Origin of the sequence: Acinetobacter sp. V91_7 (assembly GCF_031799075.1) — a bacterium.
GTDB lineage: Bacteria > Pseudomonadota > Gammaproteobacteria > Pseudomonadales > Moraxellaceae > Acinetobacter > Acinetobacter calcoaceticus.
This window is the reverse complement of record NZ_JAVQNT010000041.1, coordinates 78,235-103,953: the sequence shown is the minus strand read 5'-3', so window position 1 is coordinate 103,953 and position 25,719 is coordinate 78,235. Positions and strand designations below refer to the sequence as shown.

Sequence of the window (25,719 nt, the reverse complement as noted above, 5' to 3'; positions counted from 1 at the left end):
TCTTTCCACATTTCTATTATGCGGAATATTTGCACAAATGCAAAAAAAAGCATGTAAAAAATTACTTTTCCGATAAATGAAAAATAGCAATGCTATTTAACTTAATTAACAAAATTTTAAAGAACCATAACAGTTAGCCGAAAAACTTTGTTTTTGTAAGACAACATTGGTTAATCCCATAGAAGCTGGTGTTTTTCCGGTTAAATCAACTGTACCAACAGGAAGATTTCCTGCTATTAAACAGCTACTTGCTAAAAGCCCACAATCCACAGGATTTTTGTCTAAATATGCGCTTACCTGCCCTAAAGCATCAACAATTGTTGAAAGAGCAATATCTACACTACCTACAGGAGTAATTTGTCCAATATCAATTGGGTTTGTAAGCTCTAGCCACCATCCTGTTTGTGCTGTAGATGCAGCCTCGGGCCACAGAATATTTACCCCCTGCACAGAGAGATAACCAGCAGATCCATTTAATTGTGCAGCATGGAAGTAACCTAAGCTTTGCTTAATTGCTACATTTACATCAAGATTATTCACTGTTCCAGTTACATCACCTGAAATAGGGATAGGAAGTCCTAGTACAGAGGCTGTAGCATCGAGAGTTCCAGTAATAGCAAGTCCACCCACTTTCGCAGTTGCATTCAAGTTAGCAGTATTAATACGTTTACCCGTAATAATTTGCTGTCCCATGGACAAAGTTCCACTACCTGCTCCTAGATTCAAGTTATAACCAGTAGATGTAAATGGAACAGTATATAACTTACCTAAAACAGTTGCCCGACCAGTAATTGCCGTATTTGTTTCATCTTGAGTAATGCCATAGTAAGGATTCGTAGTTACGGTCCCTCCTGTTGGTTTAGTTACCATATATCCACTTAATGAATTAATGCCACTAGACGCATCACCATTTTCTAAACCAAAAGTAAGTAAGCCCGAAAGTGATTTAGCACTCAATCTAAAACCTTGTATCTCACGGGTAGAAGCTGAGTCTGGATTTTTAACTGCGAACTCTAAAAATGGATTAGTAATAATAGCGGAGGAAGAGGCACGTTCAGTACTGGTACTATCTACCGTACCACCACTTAAACTCAGATAATCAATATCAATGTCACAGGCACCCGCTCCATTTACGCCACCACAACCTAACTGTAATTTTTTAATATTGGCATTAAGTTCTAATTGAGCATCTAGAGCGAGTCGGTAAAACCCCATATTTCCATTTGAACTTGAGTTGCTTGCAGAATCTGTAGGTGCAATATAAGACATACCCATTAAGGCTTGCCCGCGAGTCGCAGATAGTTCAGCATCTGACATAGGCACTAATGTAGAAGCAGCATAAGCTGAAGAAAAGCATAAGCTTCCGAGCGTCAAAAGTGCTACTCGAAGAGACGTAAACTGTCGCATGGCCGACCTCCGTATCCGTGGGGGCATAATCCTGTTTAATTTCTTTTTATTTGGCCTGTCTGAATTTAGTAGATATCTAAACAATTACTACCAAAAAGACAACCTATATCCGATATATTTGTTTTTTTAATACTGTGATGCAGAACAAAAAAACAAATCAATTATTGATCATATTATATTATTTTTTACAAAAGGAAACTGTCATTTATCACTATTCCGATAAACGCACCTCATGTAAATTTTATTCATAAAATTGGGCCACCTAAGCGACCCATTATTTTAAAACTCTTCTTTATCTAAGAAAAATTATGTTTTCGGAAGTGTAACGCCTGTTTGACCTTGGTATTTACCGCCACGGTCTTTATAAGATGTTTCACATACTTCATCACTTTCAAAGAATAGCATCTGTGCTACACCTTCCCCTGCATAAATACGGGCAGGTAAATTAGTGGTGTTTGAAAATTCTAAAGTTACGTGACCTTCCCATTCAGGTTCTAATGGAGTCACATTCACAATGATACCGCAACGAGCATAAGTCGACTTGCCTAAGCATACTGTCAACACATTACGAGGAATACGGAAATATTCAATTGTACGTGCTAGAGCAAATGAGTTTGGCGGAATAATACAAACATCTGACTCAATATCGATAAAACTTTTGTCATCAAAATTCTTTGGATCGACAATTGCAGAATGTACGTTAGTAAAAACCTTGAATTCACGGGCACAGCGTACATCATAGCCATAGCTAGAGACCCCGTAGGAAATCAACTTTTCACCATTTTCATCAAAACGGACTTGATTCTCTGCATAAGGTTCAATCATGCCGTGTTTTTCGCTCATTTCGCGAATCCAACGATCAGACTTAATAGCCATGTATTTTCTATCCAAAAGGTAATTTCATTGATTGCGACGTACTTTAACGTAAAAAAGCAATTATGAAAACAACGCTTGAGCTACTCTTCTCGATAAGAATAGCTCAGCTGTGCATTTAAAGGCTCAGTAAAGCAGAATAGCTAATAGGAATTGAAAAGCTGACTAAAACGAGTGAAGCTGTTTTTTGCAAATTAGTCTGATTTAGCCATGCAACTTTCTTAGAAGCTAAAAGTGATCCCAAGAAAATCCAGAATAAGGCAATTGGCGTAATAAGCGCTAAGTAAGCCATCATATGAATTAAATAAATGTGAAAATCACTCCATGCAGCTACTGGAAAAATTGCTGAAGCAAAGAGCAAGGCTTTAGGATTCAATAAGGTTGCACAAAATAATTCACGAGTACGGATCGTAGGCTGATTTAATTCAATTTCTTGATTTGCCGTATGCCATAACTTAATGGCTAAGAAAATAATATAGCAAGCACTCAACAGCTTAAGAATAGGCGGTAGCAATGGCAATGTGGTTGACACTTTCCCAATCAGCATTCCCCATGCAGAAATAGAGATCACGTAACCCAAAACTTCTGCCGGAATAAGTTTTACTGACTTCCGTAGTCCTACTTGCACGCCTGAAGAAGCGAGTAAAGTGTTAGTCGGACCAGGTGTAAGTAAAATTGTGGCTACTAAGCCAATAAAAAGCCATGAAATCATTGAATGACCTCATAATATAGTCATCTCAGATTAATAGATATCCTGTCACATGGCAAAAGCTAATTGTAAGACAAAATTTTTTAGATCACTTTTAATTTTAAAATAAAAATATTAAAAACATATACTTATAAAATTACCACAAAAAATAATAAAGAAAACTTTACGGTCAGTTGTTATGCTTTTCAAATAATTTCGTACTTAAATAACATAAGTATTTTTATTTTAAGTCTATTTTTCCATCAAAAGCCTTTATAATAAAAAATATATAGTGATGGTAAGTTTAAATTTTAAGCTTTTAATAAGTTTCAATTCATATATTGTTTCTGATTTTTTTATTTAGAGCACCGCGCTCTACTACCTTAATGATTATGGCAAAGCACTTTTTTCAATCTTGGCTTCCCTCACCCGAGAAAGTTTCAAATATGAAATTTCTAAGGATTTTTGGTAAAAAGACCCTTAATCCTGTGCTTTGGTATGTCAATCGAAAATCAATTACCCGAGCTGTTTTTGTCGGAACCTTTTTTGGTTTACTGCCTATCCCTTTTCACAGTGTATTTATTGTGATGGCAGTCTTACTATTTGAGGTAAATTTACCAATTAGCTTAATGCTAGCTTGGCTAAGTAATCCTCTTACTTTAGTTCCTATTCTATATATTGGTTTTTGGTTTGGTGCGCATATTTTTCATGTGCATATGATCAACAAAGAAATGCTGCTGGGTGTATTGCACCAGATTTCCCGCTGGATTACTCATTTCGGCCATGGGCACATTGATTTTAGTCTTGCGAAAATTTTGATGACAGGTCTTGTTGTAGAAGCTTTCGTATTTGCTGTCATTTTATATTTATCTACAGAAATTTTCTGGCGTTGGATGGTCATTAAAAACTGGAAAAGTAGACATCGCCATAAGAAGCAAGAAGAAGAAGTTTTATAAAGACTCCAATCTTCTTGCTTAGTTTTAAATTATTATTTTGGTAGTTTTGATTTCATATACTCTTCAGCTACATTGAGTACATACTCTTGGCAAGCCTCTCCTGTACCAGGGTCGTAAGCCCCATTATTCGTAATATTATTAGATAAGATTCGAACTCCTAAAAAAGGAACATTAAACTGGCTGGCAATTTGTGCAACAGATGCTGCTTCCATTTCTTCGACTGAAGTGCCATAGCGTTGATGGAAGAATTGAATACGATCAAGCTCATTATTCCAGACATCTGCTGAACCAATCGTTCCTTCAACCACCTCACCTTTATCATAACGAACTTTATGTGCCGCCATTAATAACTCTTGGTCACCTTCAAATTTACGAATTGCAATAGGTTCTGGGTCAGACTCATCTGTTGGTAAAACATCAAAAGCCTCAACCCATGTGAGTGAATTTGACCCACCACCTACTGGCTGCTTTGGTGTTCTAAATGCACCAATATTGGTTGCGTATTTTCCTAAGACAATATCGTAAACGTGTAGATCTGGGTCGTGCCCGCCAGATGTTCCCTGATTAATAATTGCTATCGGTTTATAACGTTCAATGGCTAAAGCAGTTGCCGCAGCCGAGTTACTCATACCCATACGGGTTTTAGAAATAATCATTGGATAACCATTATAGGTACCCTTCCAGAATGTCCACCCACCAATGGTTTCAACAGTCTTATTCTCTAATTTTGAAGCCATTCTTTCCGACTCTACAGGTAAAGCACCCTGAATAATAATCGGCTGTAATTTCTGTTTTTGCTCCTGGACTGTAGGTGTTTGTGAAACAGAAGATTCGTCATTATTGCATCCGACTAAAAATAAAGCGCTACATAAACTGATTACGCCAAAAGCACATTTAAATTGCATTTTTTACCCTTTCTTTTTAAAAAGTGTAAAGTAGCAATCTATATGCCAATTTCAAGTTTAGCTTTGTTATTAAGATTCAGTGGTTTAATTTTTTATTTTAACCAGATAATAAAAAACCCGACTTGAAGTCGGGTTTAAATAAATCAGAAGATACGTTTGTCATCACGTGTACGTTGAGGAATTTTTTCAATCTGTTCCCACATCGCCTTAGCAATATCAATATAACTATCAGCTGCATCATCCATTGCTACAACACTAGGTTTGCCCTGATCAGCATGCTCACGGATCTGAGCATTTAGAGGCAAGCGACCTAATAATGGAATATGGTACTGTTCAGAGAGCTTGTCACCACCGCCAATACCAAAAATTTGCTCCTCATGACCACAGTTAGAGCAAATATGGGTCGACATATTTTCAACGACGCCTAATACAGGAATTCCAACTTTATTAAATAATTCGATACCTTTAGTAGCATCTAATAAGGCAACATTTTGTGGCGTAGTCACAATGATTGAACCAGTAACTGGGATACGCTGCGCAAGCGTGAGTTGAATATCACCAGTACCAGGTGGCATATCAATCATCAATACATCTAGATCAGGCCAAAGCGTTTGATTAAATAATTGCATTAAAGCGCCCGTTGCCTTCGGTCCACGCCACGCAACAGGTGTGTTGTTATCACCAGTTAAATGTCCAATCGATAACACAGCCATGCCGTAGGCATCTAAAGGCACAAAATTTTCACTTTCAATAAGAGGAGTTTTGCCAGCATTTCCCAGCATAGTCGGAATACTTGGGCCATAGATATCGGCATCCAACACTCCAACCTTCAGCCCCATTTTTTGCAAGGCAAGCGCTAAATTGACAGTAGTTGTCGATTTACCAACGCCACCCTTACCTGACGAAACTAAAATAACATGCTTAATGCGAGGATGAAGTGGAACATCTCTTTGTTGCGGAGCTGCTTTTTGGATAGGCGGATTATTCGGATCTGGTTCTGATTTAGGTGAAGCATCAAGCACAGGAGGTAAGTTCGAACTTTCTTGTGCAGGGCGCTTTTGTTGAACCACATGTAGATTTAGTTCTTCAATACCACACTTTTCTAAAGCCCCAGCCAAATCATCATGAATTTGCTGCAAGTGCTCTTTTTCATCAGGAAATGTATTAATGGTGAGTTGTAATACTCGACCTTGAACTTGAAGCTGACTAATGCGCTCTTTTAAAGCATCTTTTGAATGCGGTAGTAAATAATTTTGGAGTACCGTTTGGATTTCATCTTCTTTCACTTCTTGTGCGGGTGAAAAAACAGACTTTAATGAAGAAAGCCAAGACATATTGTTTACTCCAAAAACAGATCATTACAGCTTAATGGAGATAGTGTAACAGTATTGATCCGCACTCGCTCACCTTAGGATGAAGAATTGCTAATTTTCAAGCTTCCATCTTTTAGGTAAGGAGTGCAGATTTTAGTTTAAATAAACTTATTCATCAGAATCATGATGCTTCAATTTATTTAACTTATCTGTTGCTGTTTTCTTCAACTCATCAAATTTCGCCGTTGCTTGCGTTTTTAACTCATCAAATTTTGTTGCAGCCTCATCTTTTAACTCTACTGCTTTGGCTTTGGCGTCATCAAGTTTATGACCCGCTTCTGTACGTAAATGATCGAACTTATCTTGCAAGGTATGCTGAGCATCCTCAAGTTTGCCTTTCAAATCATTTGCTTTATCTTCAACTGCCTCTTTGCCAGCAGCTTGTTTCTCTTTTACATTTTCCTTTAAATCATCCAAAGCTTTTTCACCTTGAACTTTTGCATCTGCCACTTTGGCCTTTAACTCATCTACTTTATCTTCAACAGCTTCTTTACCAGCAGCTTCTTTAGCTTTTACGTTTTCCTTTAAATCTTCCAAAGCTTTTTCACCTTGTACTTTTGCATCTGCCGCTTTTGCTTTTAACTCATCTAATTTATTTTCAGTAGTCATCGTTGTTATCCTCGTAGTTAATTAAAAAATTACCTGAATAAGTTATTAGTTATACATCGTTATGGCTTATTTTCTGACCGTAACTGCAATTTGAAACAAAGACAATACAGGAAGATTCAAATATTTTTTGATTTGTTTATCTGTTCTAAAGAGAAACGCTCTCTAACCAAAACCCATTTTTATAGAAACCTCTTGCACCAAGCCAAAGATTATTAATCTTTGCTTATCTCCCTGCATCAGTTAAAATCTTCCACCTTATAAATACGAATGAGAGAATGAAATCCGTGCGTAAAATTTTAGTCACTAATGCCCTCCCTTATGCTAATGGTCCAATTCATATGGGTCATTTACTCGGTTACATCCAGGCAGATATCTGGGTTCGTGCCATGCGAGCAATGGGTCATGATGTGACTTATGTATGTGCGGATGATGCTCACGGTACAGCAATTATGCTACGTGCCGAAGCAAATGGTATTAGCCCAGAAGAGCAAATTGCGAATGTTCAAAAAGAACACATCCGTGATTTTGACGGTTTTGGCGTACATTTCGATCATTACGATTCTACTCATAGCGATGCGAACAAAGCCCGCTCAACAGATATCTATATTAAAAACCGTGAAGCTGGAAATATTGCAGTTCGCCCTGTAACTCAATTATTTGACCCAGAAAAAGGCATGTTCTTGTCTGATCGTTTCATTAAAGGCACATGCCCGAAATGTAAGTCAGAAGACCAATACGGCGACTCATGTGAAGTTTGTGGTACGACCTATAATGCAACTGAATTACTTAACCCACGTTCAACTTTAAGTGGTGCAACACCAGTTGAAAAATCTTCAGATCACTATTTCTTTAAACTACCGAACTTTGCTGAATATTTACAGAAATGGACCCGTGATGAAGGTCGATTACCTGTTTCGATTGCAAACAAGCTAGATGAATGGTTTGAGTCGGGTTTAACCGATTGGGATATTTCCCGTGATGCACCTTATTTCGGTTTTGAAATTCCTGATGCGCCAAATAAATACTTTTATGTTTGGGTAGATGCGCCAATTGGTTATATGTCGAGTTTTGAAAATTACATCAAAACTAAGCGCCCAGATTTAAGTTTTGATGATTTCTGGAAAAAAGACAGTCAAAATGATGTTTACCATTTCATTGGTAAAGACATTGTTTATTTCCATGCATTGTTCTGGCCTGCAATGTTGGGTGGTGCAAACTATCGCACTCCAACTGGTCTTTTTGTAAATGGTTTCTTGACTGTGAACGGACAAAAAATGTCTAAGTCTCGTGGTACTTTCATTAAAGCAGAGACTTATTTACAGCATCTAAACCCAGAATATTTACGTTACTACTTTGCATCTAAACTTTCAGATAAAGTTGAAGACTCTGACTTAAACCTTGATGATTTTATTCAAAAAGTAAATTCTGACTTAGTCGGTAAAGTCGTCAATATTGCTAGCCGTTGTGCTAAATTTATCAACAGTAACTTTAACAATACTTTATCTGCTGAATGTGCAGAATCTGAGTTGGTGCAAAGTTTTATTGATGCAGGTGATTCAATCGCTAGCGCATATGAAGCACGTGAATTCTCAATGGCTATTCGTGAAATTATGGCGCTTGCTGATCGTGCAAACCAATATATTGACGAGAAAAAGCCATGGGCACTTGCTAAACAAGAAGGTCAAGAACAACAAGTTCTTAATGTATGCTCAGTTGGTATCAACTTGTTCCGTCAATTAGCTGTGTACTTAGCTCCAGTTCTTCCAACTTTGGCTGAGCAAGTTCAAGGTTTCTTAAAACTTGAGAGCTTCAATTTCGAGTCACGTAAACAAATTCTTGTAAGCCATGAGATTGCACAGTTCCAACCGCTTATGCAACGTGTTGATCCAAAAGCTGTTGCAGCAATGGTAGATGCATCTAAAGAGTCTTTAGGTACTCCTGCCCCAGAAGCAACTAAAGCAGCGGCGAAAAAGGACAAAGCTGCCGAGAAAAAAGCGGCTCCTGTTCCAGCAGTTGGTGAAGCAGAAATCATTGGGATTGAAGACTTCTTAAAGGTTGACTTACGCGTTGCTCAGGTCGTTGAAGCAGGTACTGTTGAAGGTTCAGATAAATTACTTCAACTTACTTTAGACGTTGGTGAAGCTGAAACACGTAACGTATTCAGTGGTATTCGTAGCCAATATGCACCAGAAGATTTAAAAGGTAAACTGGTCGTTATGGTTGCTAACCTTGCACCACGTAAAATGCGTTTTGGTATTTCAAACGGAATGGTACTTGCTGCTGGAAATGGTGAAGGTATTTTCATTATTTCACCAGATAGCGGTGCAAAACCAGGCGATAAAGTTTCTTAATCTGCCTTCATAAAAAAGCTTCCTAAATTGGAAGCTTTTTTTATTTTTAAAATTCGAGTTCTGAAGAAACATAAATAAGTGAATTTAAATTACGACCACGGCCACCCTTCACAAGGATTATTAAATAAAACATGTATGTTTCCTAACTCCTCATTTGTTAAATAGCCGTTCTTATTTTCATCTAAATAATGAAATAACTCTATATGCTTGTTTTCGCCTTGAAAACGTTTATCGCTCGGCCAGTTATAAGGATAAAAATCCTCAACACGTTGAAACTCTTTTAGGCTGTACATTCCATCATGATTTAAATCATATTTTCCCTGAAAAAGCTCCCAATCTAGAGATGCAGGTTCACATGCATTGACCATATTCAAAATACAGTAAGTCGCACACCCTGCAAGTAACTTAATAGTTGGATTGCTCATGATTATTCGCTTGGATATCGGAAATTTTATAATCCTTTTCATGAACTGGGGTACCAACAATACTCATGGTCCGCTCATTTGCTGGTGGTTGCTTACTCATCGTTCTCATCTCACATCCTGTAGTTAAGATGAGAAAAACTACAGAAATGCTCACCATTAGTTTTTTCATAACGTGATCCTCATTTCTTTTTGTTTTATTTATTAAGTTACCACTTTTTAAATGTTTAAGTGCTAAAAAAGATATTTCAAATTGTATATATTTTACGCAAAAATAAAGCCAGACTATAAACATCTGGCTTTGGATTTTTTAGATATTTTAATTAAAGACTTATCATTTGAAGAAAATTAGCTTTAAACCCAATAGACTCACAATACTTCCAGCAACTCGGTCAACACCAGTTTTTGCCTTTAAATACATTTTTCTAGGCTTCTCTGAAGATAGAAGCATTGCCACACATGAATACCATCCCGCATCGATCATAAAACAAATCACTGGCAATGCAACGTAGTAATAATTTGGGATTTCTTTCGGCAGTAAAGCAGTAAATACACTTGCTAATACAACTGCGATTTTTGGATTACTTAACTGAGTAATCAAACCATATCGATATGCCTGTTTATAGGTCATTTTCGATTTAGCATCATTTTCCATTGCAATTGGTTCTTTGGCATGCTTAATAATTTTAAAAGCTAGCCAAAGTAAATAAAGCCCACCACCAATTTTTAAAATTAAATAAGCAGAAGGTACAGCCAATAAAACTGCTTGTAATCCCATAACAGCTAATAAGCCAAACAGAGCCGCACCTGTCCCCGTTCCTAAAGCCGTGAACAAACCATGTTTACGTGATTTAGAAATTGAATTTTGTGCCACATAAATAAAGCTTGGCCCAGGGCTTATTGCTCCAAGCATCAATGCCATCGCAATTGAAAAAAGAGGAATAAGGGACTCAAACATTGTATTGACCTAGCATTACGCAATTGCGCGGTATTCTACCAGCTTTTTATGACGCATATAAAAATGCAGAAAATATAAATGATGAAAATTGAATTTTCATGTTTTTACAATTTATATCTTCACAACGGACAAAAATGTCCGTTAAATATATAACCTTTAAAACTCCCCAATCGATGACATGAGTAAACGTCAAAAAATTGCTGCCCATAATCGGGATGAATTACTCAATGCAGCCGAAGAATGTTTTCGTATTCATGGCATTAATGTCCCCTTACAAGTTGTGATTGACCACGCTGGTGTAGGACGAGCAACGTTCTATCGTAACTTTTGCGATCGCAAAGCTTTAATTAGCGCACTTTTAGAACGCGCGATTACACAGCTAGAGCAAAAAGCAGCTCATTTTCAACAATTCGAAGACGGTTTATTTCGTTTAATTGAAGGACACATTGGGCAACTTCCCAAGCTCGCAATTTTGCAAGATTTTTGGAGAGTAATTGATCGACAAGACCCAATTATGTTAAAAATCTATGAACGGCGAAATAATGCACTTAATCCACTGATTCAAAAAGCAATAGAACAAAAACTGTGCCGAGCTGATCTAACTGCCGATGACTATGCAATGGTTACTGCAATGTTAGGTTCTTCATTTCAAGGACATGAGCCAGAAGAACAGACTCGCTTAGCAAAACGAGCAATTGAATTACTATTTCATGGTATTCAAATACAAAAAATTCGAGGGATAGAATGAGTAAAACGCCTCGTTATTTAGAAACACCGCCCGACTGGACACCAGAAGAGCAACCGACTCTACCTGGTTCACCAGCAGCTATTGCACACTCTGTACCTAAGCGGTTTATTTACTTTTTTATTGGTTTATTTATCGCTCTTTCGGCAAGCTTAAGTAATGGTTTTATTACGGCAAACTTACCGTTAATCCAAGGTGAATACGGCCTTACACCTTCCGAAGCTGCTTGGCTGCCTGCGGCCTATGTCATGGCAAATGTCAGCTCAAATCTAATTTTGTTTAAAGCCAGACAACAATATGGCCTGAGAGTATTTTCAGAAATAGGACTCGTTATTTTTATTGCGGTTCTTGTTTTGCATATTTTTGTGCATACCTATGAAATGGCACTATTTGCTCGGGTTGTGGCTGGTTTAGCGGGTGCACCACTAAGCTCTTTAGGTATGTATTACACCATGCAAGCCTTTAAAAAAGCAGATATGGCAAAAGGAATATATATCGCCTTCGGCTTTCAGCAACTTGGCGTACCCTTGGCTTGGATTATTTCTCCTTTCCTTGTAAGTACAGACAGTTGGTCTGTTCTTTACACCTTTGAGCTCGGTTTAGCACTTTGTTGTTTAGCCATGGTCGTTTCATTGAAATTACCACGTAGCTTAAGAATTTATGTTTTTGAGAAGCAAGATTTCTTCACCTTTGCTTTACTGGCTCCAGGTTTTGCATGTTTATGTATCGTGCTGACGCAAGGTCCAATTTTATGGTGGTTTAATAGCGAATGGCTTGCCTATATATTAATCGCAGGTTTTAGCTTAGTTGTGCTCGGTTTACTCTACGAACACTATCGCGCCAATCCATTAATTATGACGCGTTGGCTAGGCACCTCTTCGACCCTACGTTTCATTTTTGGTGCTTTTGCTATTCGACTTTTAATGTCTGAACAAAGCTATGCTGCTGTTAACTTCTTAAAAACAATGGGAATGGGACCTGATCAATTTGTTCCACTCTATGTTGTGATATTCATAGGAATTTTAAGCGGAACACTTTTTAGTGCGCTTACTTTTTCACGCGAACGAATTATCTTCCACTTACTTTTTGCAGAGTTTTTGATTCTGGTCGCCTGTGGACTAGATTATCACTTAACCAGTGATGTCCGACCTGTGAACTTCTTTGCAAGTCAATTCTTAGTGGGTTTTGCTGGTGGTTTATTTATTGGTCCATTACTTCTTATCGGGTTTGCACAAACTCTTGCTAAAGGTCCCTCTTATGTAGTGACTTTTATTGTGTTGTTCTCTGCCACCCAAACTTTCGGTGGTCTTGTCGGGTCTTCTTTCTTCTCGACCTATCAACAACATCGTACGCAGAACTATCAGGCAGAGATCATTAAAGATTTAGAACAAGCAGACCCTCTAGTCGCTCAAAGGCTCTCTACCTATCAACGCAGTGCATCAATCACGACTACTGACCCAGCATTACAAACAGCTCAATCCATGCGCTCACTTAATCAAGTGGTCACTCGTGAAGCCCAAGTACGTGCCTACAATGATGTTATTGCTTTAAACGGTATTTTTGCCGTCGCCCTACTCTTATGGGGTGGATTTAATATTGCACGTAGTAAATATCTACAACGCAGAGGAATTAGCCGTCCTTAACGGCTTTCGTATTTGATGAAATAGAAATTGAGATTGATATATGTCAGATGATCAAAATAAACCGGAACAAACGCCTGCTCAGGCACCTGCACCTGCACCTGCACCTGCACCTGCACCTGCAAGTAAACTGATTCCGACAAAACGCTCAACACTATTATGGATGTTAGGTGTTCTTATTGTCGGTATTTTAGTAATTTTATGGGCATGGAGAATCGGACCATTTGCAACAAGTGTTCAGCAAACTGACAACAGTTATGTCAAAGGTAAAACCACGATTTTATCGTCACAAATTAATGGTTACGTTAAAGATGTAGTCGTTAAAGACTTTGACCACGTTAAAAAAGGTCAAGTGCTCATGCATATTGATGCAAGCACTTACGACCAAAAAGTAACGCAAGCAGCTTCTGGGGTTGAACAAGCTAAAAATACTTTAGCTAATCAAACTCAATCCATTGCTCAGAAACAAGCTGATATTGTGGCGGCACAAGCCAAAGTAGATCAAGCAAAAGCTCAATACGAACTCTCTTTAGCACAGCTTAGACGCTATCAACAGTTAGGAAATAGTGGCGCGGCCTCTAAATCTGAACAAGATAAAGCCGCAGCAGATGCCGAAAATAACCTTGCAGCACTGAAACAGGCAGAAGCTAATGTATTAGTTGCAAATGAAGCGCTTAAAACAGCACAAGTCGCAGAAGCTGGTTTAGAAGCACAAGTTTCAAGCGCTAAAGCACAGTTGGACCAAGCACAAACCACCAAAGACTATAGCGTTATTGTTGCCCCGATGGATGGTCAACTTGGCGAAGTTAACCCTCGTGTTGGGCAATATGTAGCCGCAGGCTCACAGTTACTCTACCTGATTCCACAGCAAACTTGGGTAATTGCTAACTTTAAAGAAACCCAAATTGCCAATATGCGGATTGGACAAAAGGCATGGTTCACAGTCGATGCGATGAAACACAAAAAATTTACAGGGCATGTTGAACAAATTTCACCAGCTGCGGGTTCTGAGTTCAGTGTGTTAAAACCTGACAATGCAACAGGAAACTTTACTAAAGTTGTTCAACGGATTGCCGTGCGTATAACCATCGACCCAAATCAGGAAGGAATGGAACATTTACGCCCTGGTATGTCAGTGGTTACTTCTGTCGATACAAATTCGTAAAACAGCTTTTTAAAGTTCTATTTAAAAAGTTACAATGTGATCAATCATTATTTTCTCAATTTCTAATGTTTGATCACATTACTCAATCGGTTCCTTATCAACATATTCAACTACCCTATCCCCTGCATCTCGACATTAAGCGGTTAGATCTAATTCACCCTCAAATTTCAGGTAATAAGTTTTTCAAACTAAAATACAATCTACTTGAGGCACAGCAACAAGAATTATCACGCGTTTTGACTTTTGGTGGGGCTTATTCAAATCACATTGCTGCAACTGCGTATGCAGCTCATCTCTTGGGTTTTAAAAGTATTGGAATTATTCGTGGTGAAGAGTTAGCTGGCAAACCTCTTAACCCTACTTTAGAAAAAGCTCAAAGTTTAGGAATGCATTTACATTTTTTCTCGCGCACTGAATATCGTTTGAGAGATGATGCAAACTATCTTCAACAATTACACAATCAATTTCCTGAAACTTTCATTATTCCTGAAGGTGGCTCTAATGAGCTAGCAGTACAAGGATGTCAGGAAATTCTCAGTCAAAGCGATTTACAAAACTATGATGTAATTTGCTGTGCAGTTGGAACTGGAGGCACGATTTCAGGGCTCATTGAACGAAGTGCACCACATCAAAAGGTTCTAGGGTTTTCAGCATTAAAAGGCAACTTTCTACAACAAGAGATTCAGCAGTGGACTAAAAAACAGAATTGGTCACTGACAGATGCCTACTGCTGTGGTGGTTATGCTAAAACTTCACCTGAGCTATTCGCATTTATCCAAAATTTTGAAGAACAATACGCTGTACCTCTTGAACCGATCTATACGGGAAAAATGATGTTCGGTCTGTTTGACCTTATCAAAAATAATTACTTCCCTGAAGGAACTCGTATTCTAGCAATTCATTCTGGCGGTTTACAGGCTGATATAAGAAACAAGCTAAGCTACTGATTCATTAATTTTTAGGAGATATTGCTCCTCATACCAATAAATGTCTTTAGCACGAGCAAGTGTCGGCATGATAGTATATGCCCCTTTTTAATTTTCAAGATTAATCGAGAATCTCTTATGTCTAACAGTCATGTCGATGTCATTGTCTTAGGTGCAGGTGCTTCTGGACTCATGTTGGCTGCACATGCTGCTAAACGCGGGCGTTCGGTTTTAATTTTAGAAAAAGCCAATAAAATTGGTAAAAAGATTTTAATGTCGGGTGGTGGTAAGTGTAATTTCACCAACCTATATGTAGAACCTGATAACTATATTTCTCATAATCCGCACTTTGTTATTTCTGCCCTGTCACGGTATAGCAACTGGGACTTTATCGGTTTGGTATGTGATTATAAAATTGCCTATGAAGAACGTAAACACGGGCAATTATTTACGCTAAACGGCGCTAAAGAAATTTTAGAAATGCTGGTGAATGAGTGTAATAAAACTAAAAATGTAGATATTCAAACCCATTGCGAAGTTGGACAAATTACACCCTTGGAAAAAGGTGGGTTTTCACTAAACACCAATCAAGGACATTACACTTGTGATTCTTTAGTGATTGCTACTGGGGGCTTATCAATTCCAACATTAGGCGGTTCCGGTTTTGGCTATGAACTAGCACAAAAATTTGGGCATCAGGTTTTCCCAACTCGCGCAGGTCTAGTTCCATTTACTTTTTCAGATCATATTAAAGAAGTCACCACACGCTTAAGTGGTAACGCTTTGGATGTAACGTTAAGCAACTCAAAGAATAGCTTTACTGAAGCATTATTATTTACCCATCGCGGTTTGAGTGGACCAAGTTCTTTACAGCTTTCGAACTATTGGAATTCAGGAGAAAGTTTTAAAATTGACTTTTTCCCAAGCCAAGATTTAGCGACTTATTTAAAAGATAAAAAGAAAACACAGCCTAAAGTTTTATTACGTACTCTTCTTAATGAATTCACTGCCAAAAGTATCATCCAAGAGTTACAACAACTCATATGGTCAGAGCAGAGCGAAACAGCGATTGGTAATATCAGTGATGCACAGCTAGATCATATTGCCGAGCAGTTACATGGCTTCGCAGTTAAACCGTCTGGAACAGAAGGATATCGTACCGCTGAAGTTACTTTAGGCGGAATAGATACAACAGAAGTATCTTCCAAAACTATGGAAAGTAAAAAGCAGAAAGGATTGTTTTTTGTTGGCGAAGTACTCGATGTAACTGGCCATTTAGGAGGTTATAACTTCCAGTGGGCGTGGTCTTCTGCCTATGCTGCTGCCCAATACGTATAAGCTAATTTGAGTTTTTCGAACTATTTGATGCGTTCTGTGAATCTTGCGGCTGAGAAGTAGTCTGTTTCGAGCTTTCCGACTTACTAAATACAAATTTATAAGCACTCGCTAAAAAACCTACCGTAATTCCGGCAATGACAATTGGTGCTAAAAAACGACCTGGTTTCTTCATCGTATTTTCCTCACTTATTTGTTTTTATAACGGCCAAAAAGAACGACCACTCAATATAGAGTGGTCGAACTTATCACAAAAATCAAAGATTTTTTGTACTGTTTATCTGAAATTTAATTCACCTTTCTTAAATTTCATCATTTTCACCTGTAGAGCCAAACGGTTTATTCACTGGGGGTTTTGCTGGATTCACCTGTGCAGAATCTGCTGGTTTTGCATCAGATGAAACTGTAGATGGTGGAGTCGTTGGCGCAGATGTAGTTGTGGCTGGAGCCGCACTACTCGTGCTAGAAGGTGGCTGATAAAGAGGATTTGGTTGATTCGCTTCTTTTTTAGCTTTATCTAACAAATCAGTTAAAAGTCGTTCTGCTGGTTGGCGACCACCTAAACCGAATGCAAGAGCGAAAGCAACTGCAACTGCACCTAGAGTCAAACCGAATGCAAGATTAACAATTGAATCTGCAATACCCATGGCTCTTAAACCAAGCGCAAGTACTAGACCAATAATTAAGACACGAACTAAGCTAGCTAACCAACGCGAGCTATTATATTCACCACGTTGCACCACGTTCGCCACAACATTTGCGAGCCAGAAGCCAATAACCAAAATAACAGCACCTAACAGAATGTTTGCACCGAAATGGATAAACATTGCGATTAGACCACTGATTTGATCGAAACCAAGACGATCTGCTGCTTCAGATACTGCAAAAAGCATGGTGAAGAATACGATTAGGCAACCGACAGCACTAGAAACTTTAGTTTGACCTAAAAAGCGTTGTACATCTAATTTGGCAGGAATTTCATCGACACCAGTCCCAGCGATTAACTCTGCAACCAAACGCCCAACAAAACGAGAAACAATATAAGCAACCAGTAAAATTAAACCAGCCGCAATAATGTTTGGAATTGCCTGCAAGATTTCATTCAGCATTGCTGTCGCTGGCTGAGAAATTGTCTCAATACCTAAAGCTTCGAACGCTACAATCAATGTCGTAATAATAATGATGGCAAAAACAAATGAACCTAAGAATTTGCCTACATTAGAGCTTTTGAAAAGACCAATTTTTTCCGCTTGAGCCTGAACACCTAAGCTATTTATTAAACCTTCAACAATACCGCGTACAATTTTTGCCAAGATATACCCAACAAAAACGATAACGCCAGCAATAAAGATATTAGGTAAGAAGGCTACTGCTTCATTTACCATATTCTGAACTGGAATCAGTAAGCCTGTTAGTCCTAATATTGAAAGAACAATCGGAAGGAAAAGTAACAATACAAGCCAGTAAAGAATTTCACCGATATTTTGGCTAATTCCACCTACACCAACTTCTGTACTGAGCTTATCGTCAAGCTGGGTTCTGGATAAAACATTGGTAACCCCTGCTCGCACCAGTCGAGCAACGATCCAACCAATAAAACCCACCACCACAGCAGCAATAATATTTGGAATATAGACGAGTACCTGATTCACCATATTGCTGAACGGGCCACTCACTCCACTAATGTTAAGTACATTTAGAGCCGCAACAACAGCTAAGATTAAGATAAACCAGAATACGACCTTGGAAATTAAGCCTTCAATATTTGGGGCTCGGCCAGTGGCTGAAGATAGTTTGGCATTGGTATTTACTTTTTGTAGTAGCTTTTTCACACCTGCCGCTACCAATAAAGCAATTATCCAACCCACTAATAAGATCACTATTGCAGCCAGAATAGGATGGAACTGATCCCAGTAATACATCGCATCAAATTGAGCGCCGCGAGGCCCATCAAAAAATTCATTCATATTGTTATGTCCTCAATTGTTCTGTTCTTTTCAGTGTTATCTCTAGGAAACACCATTCGTTGTAAAAATGACTATGAATGCGGTCTATCTCACCTTATGTTTTGAATATTTTCTAATCAACACACTTCTGCATAAATACAACAAATTGATGCAAAAGGTTGCAAAAAAGCCTTTAGGTCTTCACCTAAAGGCTTGATATCAAGATATACTGGTTAAATTATTACCTCTTTTTAACCTATATAGGTCTTTAAATTAGAAGCATTCGAAATGACATGTGGCACAGGCTCATGTTGCATAGCACCTTCTTCTTTAGGCACTTTGCTATGATCAGCTATCATATAAACTACAAGGGCAAGAAGAAAAAGCCCAACAATAATTAAAATATAAACTGGTAATCTTCTTTTTTTCGCAGTTTCTTCAGGACTCGTCACATGAGGTGGTTTTGAAAAATCATGCATCTTCTTTCCCCTCTTCTATTATCATTAACTTATACTCATCATAGCAATTTGCTTTGTTGCATTGTGTGAAAAAGCATTATGCGAAGGTGTCTGGGATTGCAAAACTCTACTTTTAAAACAATAGAAATAGTATAAAATTTGCACACATCAATTTAAGCAATTAAAAATAATATCTAATTATTTACGAACTTCGTCTATGTCCCATTTGTAATACAATATGTTTTAACGCTTACTTTTTAGAAAATAGGCTATAATAAGCCCCCATGTTTTAAAGCTTCCCTATTTTATGATGTATCGTCAGCAAAATGTAACTCTTGATCTCGACACTGACGTCACACATCAATGTTATATCCACCAGACAAGAGACGAACATCTCATTGGTATTATTGAATTTAATAAACCAAGTTATGAACTCAAATGGGGTGATCTGGAATATTTTCGTCGTCGTACTGAAGAATTTTCAGTTATGCCATTTCCTGACTGCATTAACGCCATGATTGTTGATATTCGTAATATCAATATTTTTCTGGACAATGAAGTTCCGATTTTACCTTGGCGTTTACTTGAAGAAGACTGTCCTGTTCGCTTAGTTGTTCCCCAAGACCGTTTAGAACATTATGCAGGCCTTTTTGAACCTACTTGGCTTTCAAGCGATGTAGACAGTGCGATTTCCGAAATTCGTGAATTTATGGATATGTTTGTCCATTAATAAACATATCCATAAAAATAATTTTAAAGTTCTTTTAATTGTCGTTTGTTACCAGTAATTTTCTACTGCAATATTTCCCTCACCTCGACGATTCATCGTCAAACCACGGCGCTTTAAAGCTTCTTTCGTGTCATCCACCATTTGTGGGTTTCCACAAAGCATGACATGGCTTGTTTCGGGGCTCAATTCTATACCAGCAGCTTTTTCTAATTCACCGTTTTCAATCAAAACCGGTAAACGATCGTGTAACTGTGCTGATGGATCACGAGTAATAATTGAAATAAATTTAAAACCGACGTGCCCTTCCCCAAAAGTTTCAGCAATCTCTTGAATACGATCGACATAAGCTAATTCAGCAGCTGTACGTACACTGTAAACCAAATTGATCTTTTGATATTTCGACCATGTATCGAAGTCTTGTAGCATCGATAAAAATGGAGCTAAGCCAGTACCTGTTGCTAATAACCATAACTCATGCGGTAAAGGCTGTTGATAGCGAGCTAAAGTAAGATAACCATAAGGTATTTTTTCTAAATAAAGCTCATCTCCTACCTTCAAATGTTGAAGATTTGAAGTAAATGCGCCTTCAGGTACCACAATCGAGAAAAACTCTAGCGTTTCATCAAATGGAGAAGACACCACCGAATAGGCACGAACAACAAGTTCTTCTCCAACTTTCAGTCCAATACGTGCAAATTGCCCAGCAGTAAATTTAAAATGTGCAGGGCGAGTCATGGTGAAACTAAAAAGAGTTGGAGTCCAGCGGTGTACAGATAAAACTTTTTCTACGCTAAATTTTTCAATTGACATGATTTCAACGTGGCATGAAATAGTGCGCTCATGTTAGCATGACAGTCGAAATAATGAATACTTTTAAACGTTAAGGCTTTTTAAACATGCGCATGACATTACGCCAGTTGGCTGTTTTTGTAGCAGTCGCTCAAGAAGGAACTGTCACCAAAGCCAGTGATGCGGTCAGACTGACGCAAAGTGCAGCAAGTATGGCTTTAGCCGATTTAGAGGATGGTCTTGGTGCCCCTCTATTTGATCGTTTAGGTAAACGACTACAACTCAATGATCTTGGTCGCTTTCTATTGCCACAAGCACTAGAGATATTAGGTCGCTGTGAAGCTTTTGAGCAAGCTGCAAAAGGTGAGTTACAAAGTATTGACTTACGTATTGGGGCAACTCTAACGATCAGTGATTACCTCATGCCAGATTTAATGGCGAACTTTTTACAGTATCACCCCAAAGCACACTTGCAATTACAGGTGGGCAATACACGCCAAATGATTGAAGCTGTCAATCAGTTTCAGCTTGATTTAGCATTAATTGAAGGCTCGTGTCACCTACCTCAACTTCAATGCATTCACTGGCGTGATGACGAGCTTGCAGTATGTTGCTCCCCTAATCACCCTCTAGCACGTTTAAATCGTCCTTTAACAGCACATGATTTTTATCAAGTTGAATGGATTTTACGTGAAGAAGGTTCGGGAACTCGTGAAGTGTTTGACAATGCTATTTTGCAAGATCTACCAGACGCTAATATTCGCCTAACCCTAGGTCACAATGAAGCAATCTTGAAAATCGTTGCTGGTGGTTTAGGAATGTCTTGTATCTCTAAACTCGCTATTGAACCTTTAATTGAAAAAGAACAATTAGTTATTTTAGAAACGCCATTCTGGCAACTTACTCGCCCACTTTACATGTTGGTACACCGTCAAAAATACCAAGGTCCTGGCCTCAAAGCATTCTTACAATTCTGTGAAGAGCAGGTTTAAGACCTGATCTTCTAGTGCCATCTTGAGTTGTTCTCAAATAACTCACCATTCTTTTCATTTTATTATTTATTACTTAAAACAATTAAGGGAAGTTAACACTTCCCTTAATTTTGTATTACTTACTCGTTCCACAAACGATCAAAAATCTTCTTTGCTGCTCTTAGCTAAACTCTGCACCAAGATAGCTTTGAGCATTGAGAACACTATTAGCGTCGAAAATGTGATAACAACTCTGTTGTAATCGCTTTATTATGATCGGTGATTTGAGTTTTTTTGGTTTTAGAAGGATTAGGATCGATACGTTCAATCTTTATAGCCTTAAATTTCCCCTGATTATCTACAGCGAGAAATTTCACTTTTTCATTTCTTTTCGGCTCCCCTTCTGATGCAGGAAAATCCGAAATATGAAAGAAAATATCTCCTTCAGCCGTTCCAATAAAACCAAATCCTTTGTCAGGATCATATTGTTTAACTTTTCCGGTATAAAACTCTTGCTTCATGATCTTTACCCTACTTTTTCAATACTGTTATTACAGCAGAAAATTAAAAAGAGACTTTCAATCCGCCCTCAAAACTTTACGGTTTGATTAAGTCTCTTTTTATCATTATTTCAAAAATTAGTCTTTTTGGACACTACCAAAAATTTTATCGCCCGCATCGCCTAAACCAGGAACAATATAGCCTTGTTCATTTAAGCCATTATCAATAGATGCTGTATAAATCTGTACATCTGGATGAGCTGCTTCAACTTTAGCAACACCTTCTGGGGCAGCAACTAATACCATAACACGTATATCTTTACAGCCACTCGCCTTTAACACATCAATTGCAGCAACTAATGAGTTACCTGTTGCCAACATTGGATCGATAATCATTGCAAGACGATTAGCAACATCTGGAACTAATTTTTTATAATAAGTACGAACTTCTAATGTTTCTTCATTACGTTCAAGACCTAAAACACTAACTTTTGCACTTGGAATCAGATTAAGTACGCCATCCAGCATACCAATTCCTGCACGTAAAATCGGTACAATCGTTATTTTTTTACCAGCAATACGCTGAGTAGTAACAGTTCCGGCCCATCCATTAATTTCACAATCCACAACTGGTAAATCTTTTGTTGCTTCATACGTCAATAACATAGTCACTTCCTGAGCAAGCTCACGGAAATTCTTAGTACTGATGTCAGAACGACGTAACAAACCTAATTTATGACGAATAAGTGGGTGACGAATTTCTTGAATGGCCACAGATGTTACCTAAAAATATAAAAACGTATTTATTATAATCTTTTTTTAATGCCCAATAAAAAAAAGCCTCCAGATTTGGAGGCTTTTTTGTACACTAGGATTATTGTTGTTGTGAAAGCATGAAATGTAATGGAGATAAAATTTCTGCTTTTAATGCCAAATTAATCATTGGATCTGGGTAAACACCCAAAATAATAACTAATGCAGCAGCAGCCAATACCATTAAACCACCTACTTTTTGACCCCAATGAGCATCTGCATCAATACGAGGAGTTTCTGGTGGTGTCATATACATTACAACCATCACACGTAAGTAATAGTACAAACCAATACCACTACCCACAATAATCATTGCAGCCAAGAACCAGTGTTGAGTTGTTACAGCAGCCATTACCACTAAGAACTTACCAATGAAGCCCGCTGTTAATGGAATACCAGCCAAAGATAACATCATGACTGTTAACGTTGCTGTAAGTACTGGACGACGCCAGAACAAACCACGGTAGTCTGCAAGACTTTGTGCTTCATCTACGTTGTTATATGGGCTAGACATTAACGCTACCGCACCAAAAGCACCGATAGTTGTTAATACATAAGACACCACATATACAGTTACGCTACCCAAGCTCGCATAAGTCATGCTAATTAACGCAATTAACAAATAACCAAAATGAGCAATAGATGAATAACCAAGAATACGTTTTAAGTTAACTTGACGAACAGCGAGTAAGTTACCAACTAAAATCGACAATACTGCAATGATTGTCAAAATAGTGACTAACGAGTCCACCATAATTGCGCCTGAAGCAAGCATATAGCGTACGAACAAACCAATTGTTGCAACTTTAGCAGCAGTCGCCAAGAAAGTTGCCATTGGCGCTGGTGCACCAGCATAGACATCTGGTGTCCATTTATGGAACGGCGCAAGCGATAATTTAAATGCAACAGCAAAGATAATGAGTGCTAAACCTAATAACACCATTGGCTGTTTGATTGCACCAAATAACGCCTGTACAGAATCATAGAATGAAAGCGAACCAGTATATGCATAGATATATGCCATACCCATCAACAACATTGCAGAAGCTGTCGCTGAAAGTACAAGATATTTAATACCAGCTTCAAGTGAACTACTACGTTGATAGGTATAAGCAAGTAAGCCATATACAGGGATCGACATTAACTCAAGGCTAATGAAGAACGATGCATAGTGAGAACTTGCAACCATCAACATTGCACCTGCTACTGAAGCAAGTAACAAAAGATATAGTTCTTCACGGTTATCTTTATAAGTTTCGATGTAAGCATGAGACAAAGTACAACAAGCCAATGCCGCAATCAAAATCATAAATTGATAGAACATGGTAAATGGATCAACCATAAACATGCCCATCACATTTGCCGGTACAAACTTACCGCCAAATACTGCAAATAAAATATAAAGTGCAGCGAGGTTTAGACCAACAACAGAAGTTGTTGCGATTAAATTATGATTACGCTTAATAGAAATTAACAGCATGACGACGATTGTTGTCAAAGCAACAATCATCACCGGAGCTAAAGGCATAAGCGTAGAGAGTGATACTGTGAAGTTCATGATTATTGGATCTCCACATGGTCAAGTTGAGTAGCTGTTTGCTGAACAGTTTCAACGACTTCTTGAACTGGCATATAACTATTGACCAACCACTGCATGCTTGAATGAGACATATCCAAGAATGTTTGTGGGTAGATACCAAGCCAAACGAGACCAATCGCACAAATCATCAAAATACCAACTTCACGAGCAGATAAGTCTTTTAGTGGACTAGTGTAGTGTTGCTTTTGTTCAGGGTTTGGTTCACCAAATAAAGCACGGTGAATCAAGATCAAGCCATATAAGCCTGCAAATACAAGGCTGATAGAAGCAAGAATCGTGAAGACAGGATATTTATTAAATGAACCCATTAAGATCAGGAATTCACCAATAAAGTTACCCAAACCTGGCACGCCTACAAGAGCAGCTACGAAGAACATCAAGAAAAATGGCAAGTACTGAAGCTGGCCACGAAGACCACCCATTAAACGTAAATCACGTGTATGTAAACGTTCGTAGATCTGACCAGACATAATGAACAATGCAGCTGATGACAAACCATGTGCCAACATCATGATCATTAGACCTTGGAAGGTCAAAATGTTACCTGCGTAAATTGCAAGTAAAATAAAGCCCATGTGTGAAATCGACGTATACGCAAGTAAACGTTTCATGTCAGTTTGCTGGTAAGCACACCATGCGCCGTAGAAAATACCAATCAAACCGAAAATAATCGCAATATCTGCAAACTGAGCAGAAGCTGTCGGGAAGAATGGAATTACAAAACGAAGCAAGCCATACGCAGCTGTTTTAATCAAGATACCCGCTAAGTCCACAGAACCTGCTGTAGGAGCTTGAGCATGCGCATCTGGCAACCAACCATGTAATGGAAACACTGGTAACTTCACGGCAAAACCAATGAAGAAACAGATCATGAAACCATAAGCTAGGTTCGCAGGTAAGTGGTTGGCTACAGCTAATAAATAGTTGTAATCGAAACCGATCATGCCTGTCATCATGTAGCCATAAACTACAAGACCAAGGATACCAATTAACATCACTAAACCAGCGATTTGTGTATAAAGGAAGAACTTGGTAGCTGCGTAAACACGTGAACGACCGTTTGAACCTTTATGACCCCATAACGCAATCAAGAAGTAGATTGGTACAAGCATCATCTCCCAGAAGAAGAAGAACAAGAACAGGTCAATCGCTAAGAATACACCGATAACGCCACCTAAGCTCCATAAGAGGTTTAAGTGGAAGAAACCAACGTTCTTTTGAATTTCGCCCCATGAACAACCAACAGCCAGTACACCAAGTAACGCTGTTAATAACACCATGAGTAAAGATAAGCCATCCACAGCAAGGTGAATGCCGATACCGAGTGATTGAATCCACGGTAAATAGAACTCAGCAGTCCAAGTTGGGATTTTTGAACCCAACTCATAGCTATAAGTTCCACTTTGCCAAAGTGCAAGACCTAAGCCCAAAGTAATGAGCATACCAATTAAGGCAATCCAGCGTGGCAAAGTTTTGTCGAGCTTATCGACTAACCAACAAATAAAACCAGCAATGAACGGAACAAGAATCAGCGCGGGTAAAATTAAATTGTTTTCCAT

The 25,719-nt window shown here is 38.3% G+C and carries 26 protein-coding genes; 9 read left to right on the top strand and 17 right to left on the bottom strand.

The features are described 5' to 3' along the window. Positions 1-105: 105 nt before the first annotated feature. From RMB03_RS14010 to RMB03_RS14000, 3 genes are all read right to left on the bottom strand, one after another. Complete coding sequence (locus tag RMB03_RS14010) at positions 106-1,407, bottom strand: hypothetical protein (RefSeq protein WP_311076656.1); 1,302 nt, start codon at positions 1,405-1,407, stop codon at positions 106-108. 306 nt (positions 1,408-1,713) lie between these two features. After that, entirely contained in the window at positions 1,714-2,283 is a 570-nt protein-coding gene (dcd, locus tag RMB03_RS14005; RefSeq protein ID WP_003653416.1) for a dCTP deaminase, read from the bottom strand. A gap of 115 nt (positions 2,284-2,398) precedes the next feature. Next, entirely contained in the window at positions 2,399-2,992 is a 594-nt protein-coding gene (locus RMB03_RS14000; RefSeq protein ID WP_004641512.1) for a LysE family translocator, read from the bottom strand. A 362-nt stretch (positions 2,993-3,354) separates the two neighbouring features. Here RMB03_RS14000 and RMB03_RS13995 point away from each other — a divergent pair, with 362 nt between their 5' ends. After that, positions 3,355-3,924: a DUF2062 domain-containing protein gene (locus RMB03_RS13995; protein WP_003653419.1), complete on the top strand. Its 570-nt coding sequence runs from the start codon at positions 3,355-3,357 to the stop codon at positions 3,922-3,924. Positions 3,925-3,956: 32 nt separating this feature from the next. On the opposite strand, the gene RMB03_RS13990 is transcribed toward RMB03_RS13995, so the two are convergent. The 3 genes from RMB03_RS13990 to RMB03_RS13980 form a co-directional block, all read right to left on the bottom strand. Next, positions 3,957-4,829 (bottom strand): 5'-methylthioadenosine/S-adenosylhomocysteine nucleosidase, encoded by an 873-nt coding sequence (locus RMB03_RS13990; RefSeq protein ID WP_311076655.1) that lies wholly within the window; start codon positions 4,827-4,829, stop codon positions 3,957-3,959. 143 nt (positions 4,830-4,972) lie between these two features. After that, on the bottom strand, positions 4,973-6,163 hold the full coding sequence (apbC, locus tag RMB03_RS13985; RefSeq protein WP_003653423.1) for an iron-sulfur cluster carrier protein ApbC: 1,191 nt from the start codon (positions 6,161-6,163) through the stop codon (positions 4,973-4,975). Between the two features lie 147 nt (positions 6,164-6,310). After that, positions 6,311-6,811 (bottom strand): hypothetical protein, encoded by a 501-nt coding sequence (locus RMB03_RS13980; protein ID WP_311076654.1) that lies wholly within the window; start codon positions 6,809-6,811, stop codon positions 6,311-6,313. Positions 6,812-7,095: 284 nt separating this feature from the next. Here RMB03_RS13980 and metG point away from each other — a divergent pair, with 284 nt between their 5' ends. Then, complete coding sequence (gene metG, locus RMB03_RS13975; protein WP_311076653.1) at positions 7,096-9,162, top strand: methionine--tRNA ligase; 2,067 nt, start codon at positions 7,096-7,098, stop codon at positions 9,160-9,162. 89 nt (positions 9,163-9,251) lie between these two features. On the opposite strand, the gene RMB03_RS13970 is transcribed toward metG, so the two are convergent. The 3 genes from RMB03_RS13970 to RMB03_RS13960 all read right to left on the bottom strand — a co-directional run bounded on the left by RMB03_RS13970 (position 9,252) and on the right by RMB03_RS13960 (position 10,542). Continuing rightward, complete coding sequence (locus tag RMB03_RS13970) at positions 9,252-9,587, bottom strand: calcium-binding protein (RefSeq protein WP_311076652.1); 336 nt, start codon at positions 9,585-9,587, stop codon at positions 9,252-9,254. Continuing rightward, complete coding sequence (locus RMB03_RS13965; protein ID WP_003653431.1) at positions 9,568-9,756, bottom strand: NF038215 family lipoprotein; 189 nt, start codon at positions 9,754-9,756, stop codon at positions 9,568-9,570. Before RMB03_RS13965 ends, RMB03_RS13970 begins: the two co-directional genes overlap by 20 nt. Positions 9,757-9,918: 162 nt before the next feature. Further along, positions 9,919-10,542 carry a LysE family translocator gene (locus RMB03_RS13960; protein WP_005048727.1) on the bottom strand — a complete coding sequence of 208 codons (624 nt, stop codon included), beginning with the start codon at positions 10,540-10,542 and terminating at the stop codon, positions 9,919-9,921. A 178-nt stretch (positions 10,543-10,720) separates the two neighbouring features. On the opposite strand from RMB03_RS13960, the gene RMB03_RS13955 reads away from it, so the two are divergent. The 5 genes from RMB03_RS13955 (at position 10,721) to RMB03_RS13935 (ending at position 16,356) form a co-directional block, all read left to right on the top strand. Further along, the gene (locus RMB03_RS13955; RefSeq protein WP_017392313.1) at positions 10,721-11,290 is read left to right on the top strand and encodes a TetR/AcrR family transcriptional regulator; all 570 of its coding nucleotides are present in this window, start codon (positions 10,721-10,723) and stop codon (positions 11,288-11,290) included. Then, positions 11,287-12,930, top strand: coding sequence for an MFS transporter (locus tag RMB03_RS13950; RefSeq protein ID WP_311076651.1), 1,644 nt, complete (start codon positions 11,287-11,289; stop codon positions 12,928-12,930). The genes RMB03_RS13955 and RMB03_RS13950 overlap by 4 nt, the downstream gene beginning before the upstream one ends. A 40-nt stretch (positions 12,931-12,970) precedes the next feature. Next, positions 12,971-14,092 carry an HlyD family secretion protein gene (locus RMB03_RS13945; protein ID WP_311076650.1) on the top strand — a complete coding sequence of 374 codons (1,122 nt, stop codon included), beginning with the start codon at positions 12,971-12,973 and terminating at the stop codon, positions 14,090-14,092. Between the two features lie 65 nt (positions 14,093-14,157). Continuing rightward, complete coding sequence (locus RMB03_RS13940) at positions 14,158-15,039, top strand: pyridoxal-phosphate dependent enzyme (protein ID WP_311076649.1); 882 nt, start codon at positions 14,158-14,160, stop codon at positions 15,037-15,039. Positions 15,040-15,156: 117 nt separating this feature from the next. Beyond that, positions 15,157-16,356 carry an NAD(P)/FAD-dependent oxidoreductase gene (locus tag RMB03_RS13935; RefSeq protein ID WP_311076648.1) on the top strand — a complete coding sequence of 400 codons (1,200 nt, stop codon included), beginning with the start codon at positions 15,157-15,159 and terminating at the stop codon, positions 16,354-16,356. A gap of 1 nt (position 16,357) precedes the next feature. Here the strand turns inward: RMB03_RS13935 and RMB03_RS13930 are convergent, their stop codons facing one another. The 3 genes from RMB03_RS13930 to RMB03_RS13920 all read right to left on the bottom strand — a co-directional run bounded on the left by RMB03_RS13930 (position 16,358) and on the right by RMB03_RS13920 (position 18,778). Then, on the bottom strand, positions 16,358-16,528 hold the full coding sequence (locus tag RMB03_RS13930; RefSeq protein WP_005042827.1) for a hypothetical protein: 171 nt from the start codon (positions 16,526-16,528) through the stop codon (positions 16,358-16,360). A 127-nt stretch (positions 16,529-16,655) separates the two neighbouring features. After that, on the bottom strand, positions 16,656-18,320 hold the full coding sequence (locus RMB03_RS13925) for a mechanosensitive ion channel (protein WP_311076647.1): 1,665 nt from the start codon (positions 18,318-18,320) through the stop codon (positions 16,656-16,658). Between the two features lie 230 nt (positions 18,321-18,550). Further along, positions 18,551-18,778, bottom strand: a complete 228-nt coding sequence (locus RMB03_RS13920; protein WP_005042834.1) for a hypothetical protein — start codon at positions 18,776-18,778, stop codon at positions 18,551-18,553. A gap of 289 nt (positions 18,779-19,067) precedes the next feature. Here RMB03_RS13920 and RMB03_RS13915 point away from each other — a divergent pair, with 289 nt between their 5' ends. After that, positions 19,068-19,487 (top strand): hypothetical protein, encoded by a 420-nt coding sequence (locus tag RMB03_RS13915; protein ID WP_171056780.1) that lies wholly within the window; start codon positions 19,068-19,070, stop codon positions 19,485-19,487. 48 nt (positions 19,488-19,535) lie between these two features. Here RMB03_RS13915 and RMB03_RS13910 read toward each other — a convergent pair whose 3' ends face one another. After that, positions 19,536-20,297: a ferredoxin--NADP reductase gene (locus RMB03_RS13910; protein WP_311076646.1), complete on the bottom strand. Its 762-nt coding sequence runs from the start codon at positions 20,295-20,297 to the stop codon at positions 19,536-19,538. Between the two features lie 86 nt (positions 20,298-20,383). Here RMB03_RS13910 and gigC point away from each other — a divergent pair, with 86 nt between their 5' ends. Next, positions 20,384-21,268 carry a LysR family transcriptional regulator GigC gene (gene gigC / locus RMB03_RS13905; protein ID WP_005042839.1) on the top strand — a complete coding sequence of 295 codons (885 nt, stop codon included), beginning with the start codon at positions 20,384-20,386 and terminating at the stop codon, positions 21,266-21,268. Positions 21,269-21,474: 206 nt separating this feature from the next. Here gigC and RMB03_RS13900 read toward each other — a convergent pair whose 3' ends face one another. The 4 genes from RMB03_RS13900 to nuoM form a co-directional block, all read right to left on the bottom strand. Further along, the gene (locus tag RMB03_RS13900; RefSeq protein ID WP_005042841.1) at positions 21,475-21,768 is read right to left on the bottom strand and encodes a cold shock domain-containing protein; all 294 of its coding nucleotides are present in this window, start codon (positions 21,766-21,768) and stop codon (positions 21,475-21,477) included. A gap of 117 nt (positions 21,769-21,885) precedes the next feature. Then, positions 21,886-22,521 (bottom strand): uracil phosphoribosyltransferase, encoded by a 636-nt coding sequence (gene upp, locus RMB03_RS13895; RefSeq protein ID WP_003653460.1) that lies wholly within the window; start codon positions 22,519-22,521, stop codon positions 21,886-21,888. A 100-nt stretch (positions 22,522-22,621) separates the two neighbouring features. Further along, positions 22,622-24,118: an NADH-quinone oxidoreductase subunit NuoN gene (gene nuoN, locus RMB03_RS13890; RefSeq protein ID WP_003653461.1), complete on the bottom strand. Its 1,497-nt coding sequence runs from the start codon at positions 24,116-24,118 to the stop codon at positions 22,622-22,624. A 2-nt stretch (positions 24,119-24,120) separates the two neighbouring features. Beyond that, entirely contained in the window at positions 24,121-25,719 is a 1,599-nt protein-coding gene (nuoM, locus tag RMB03_RS13885; RefSeq protein WP_003653463.1) for an NADH-quinone oxidoreductase subunit M, read from the bottom strand.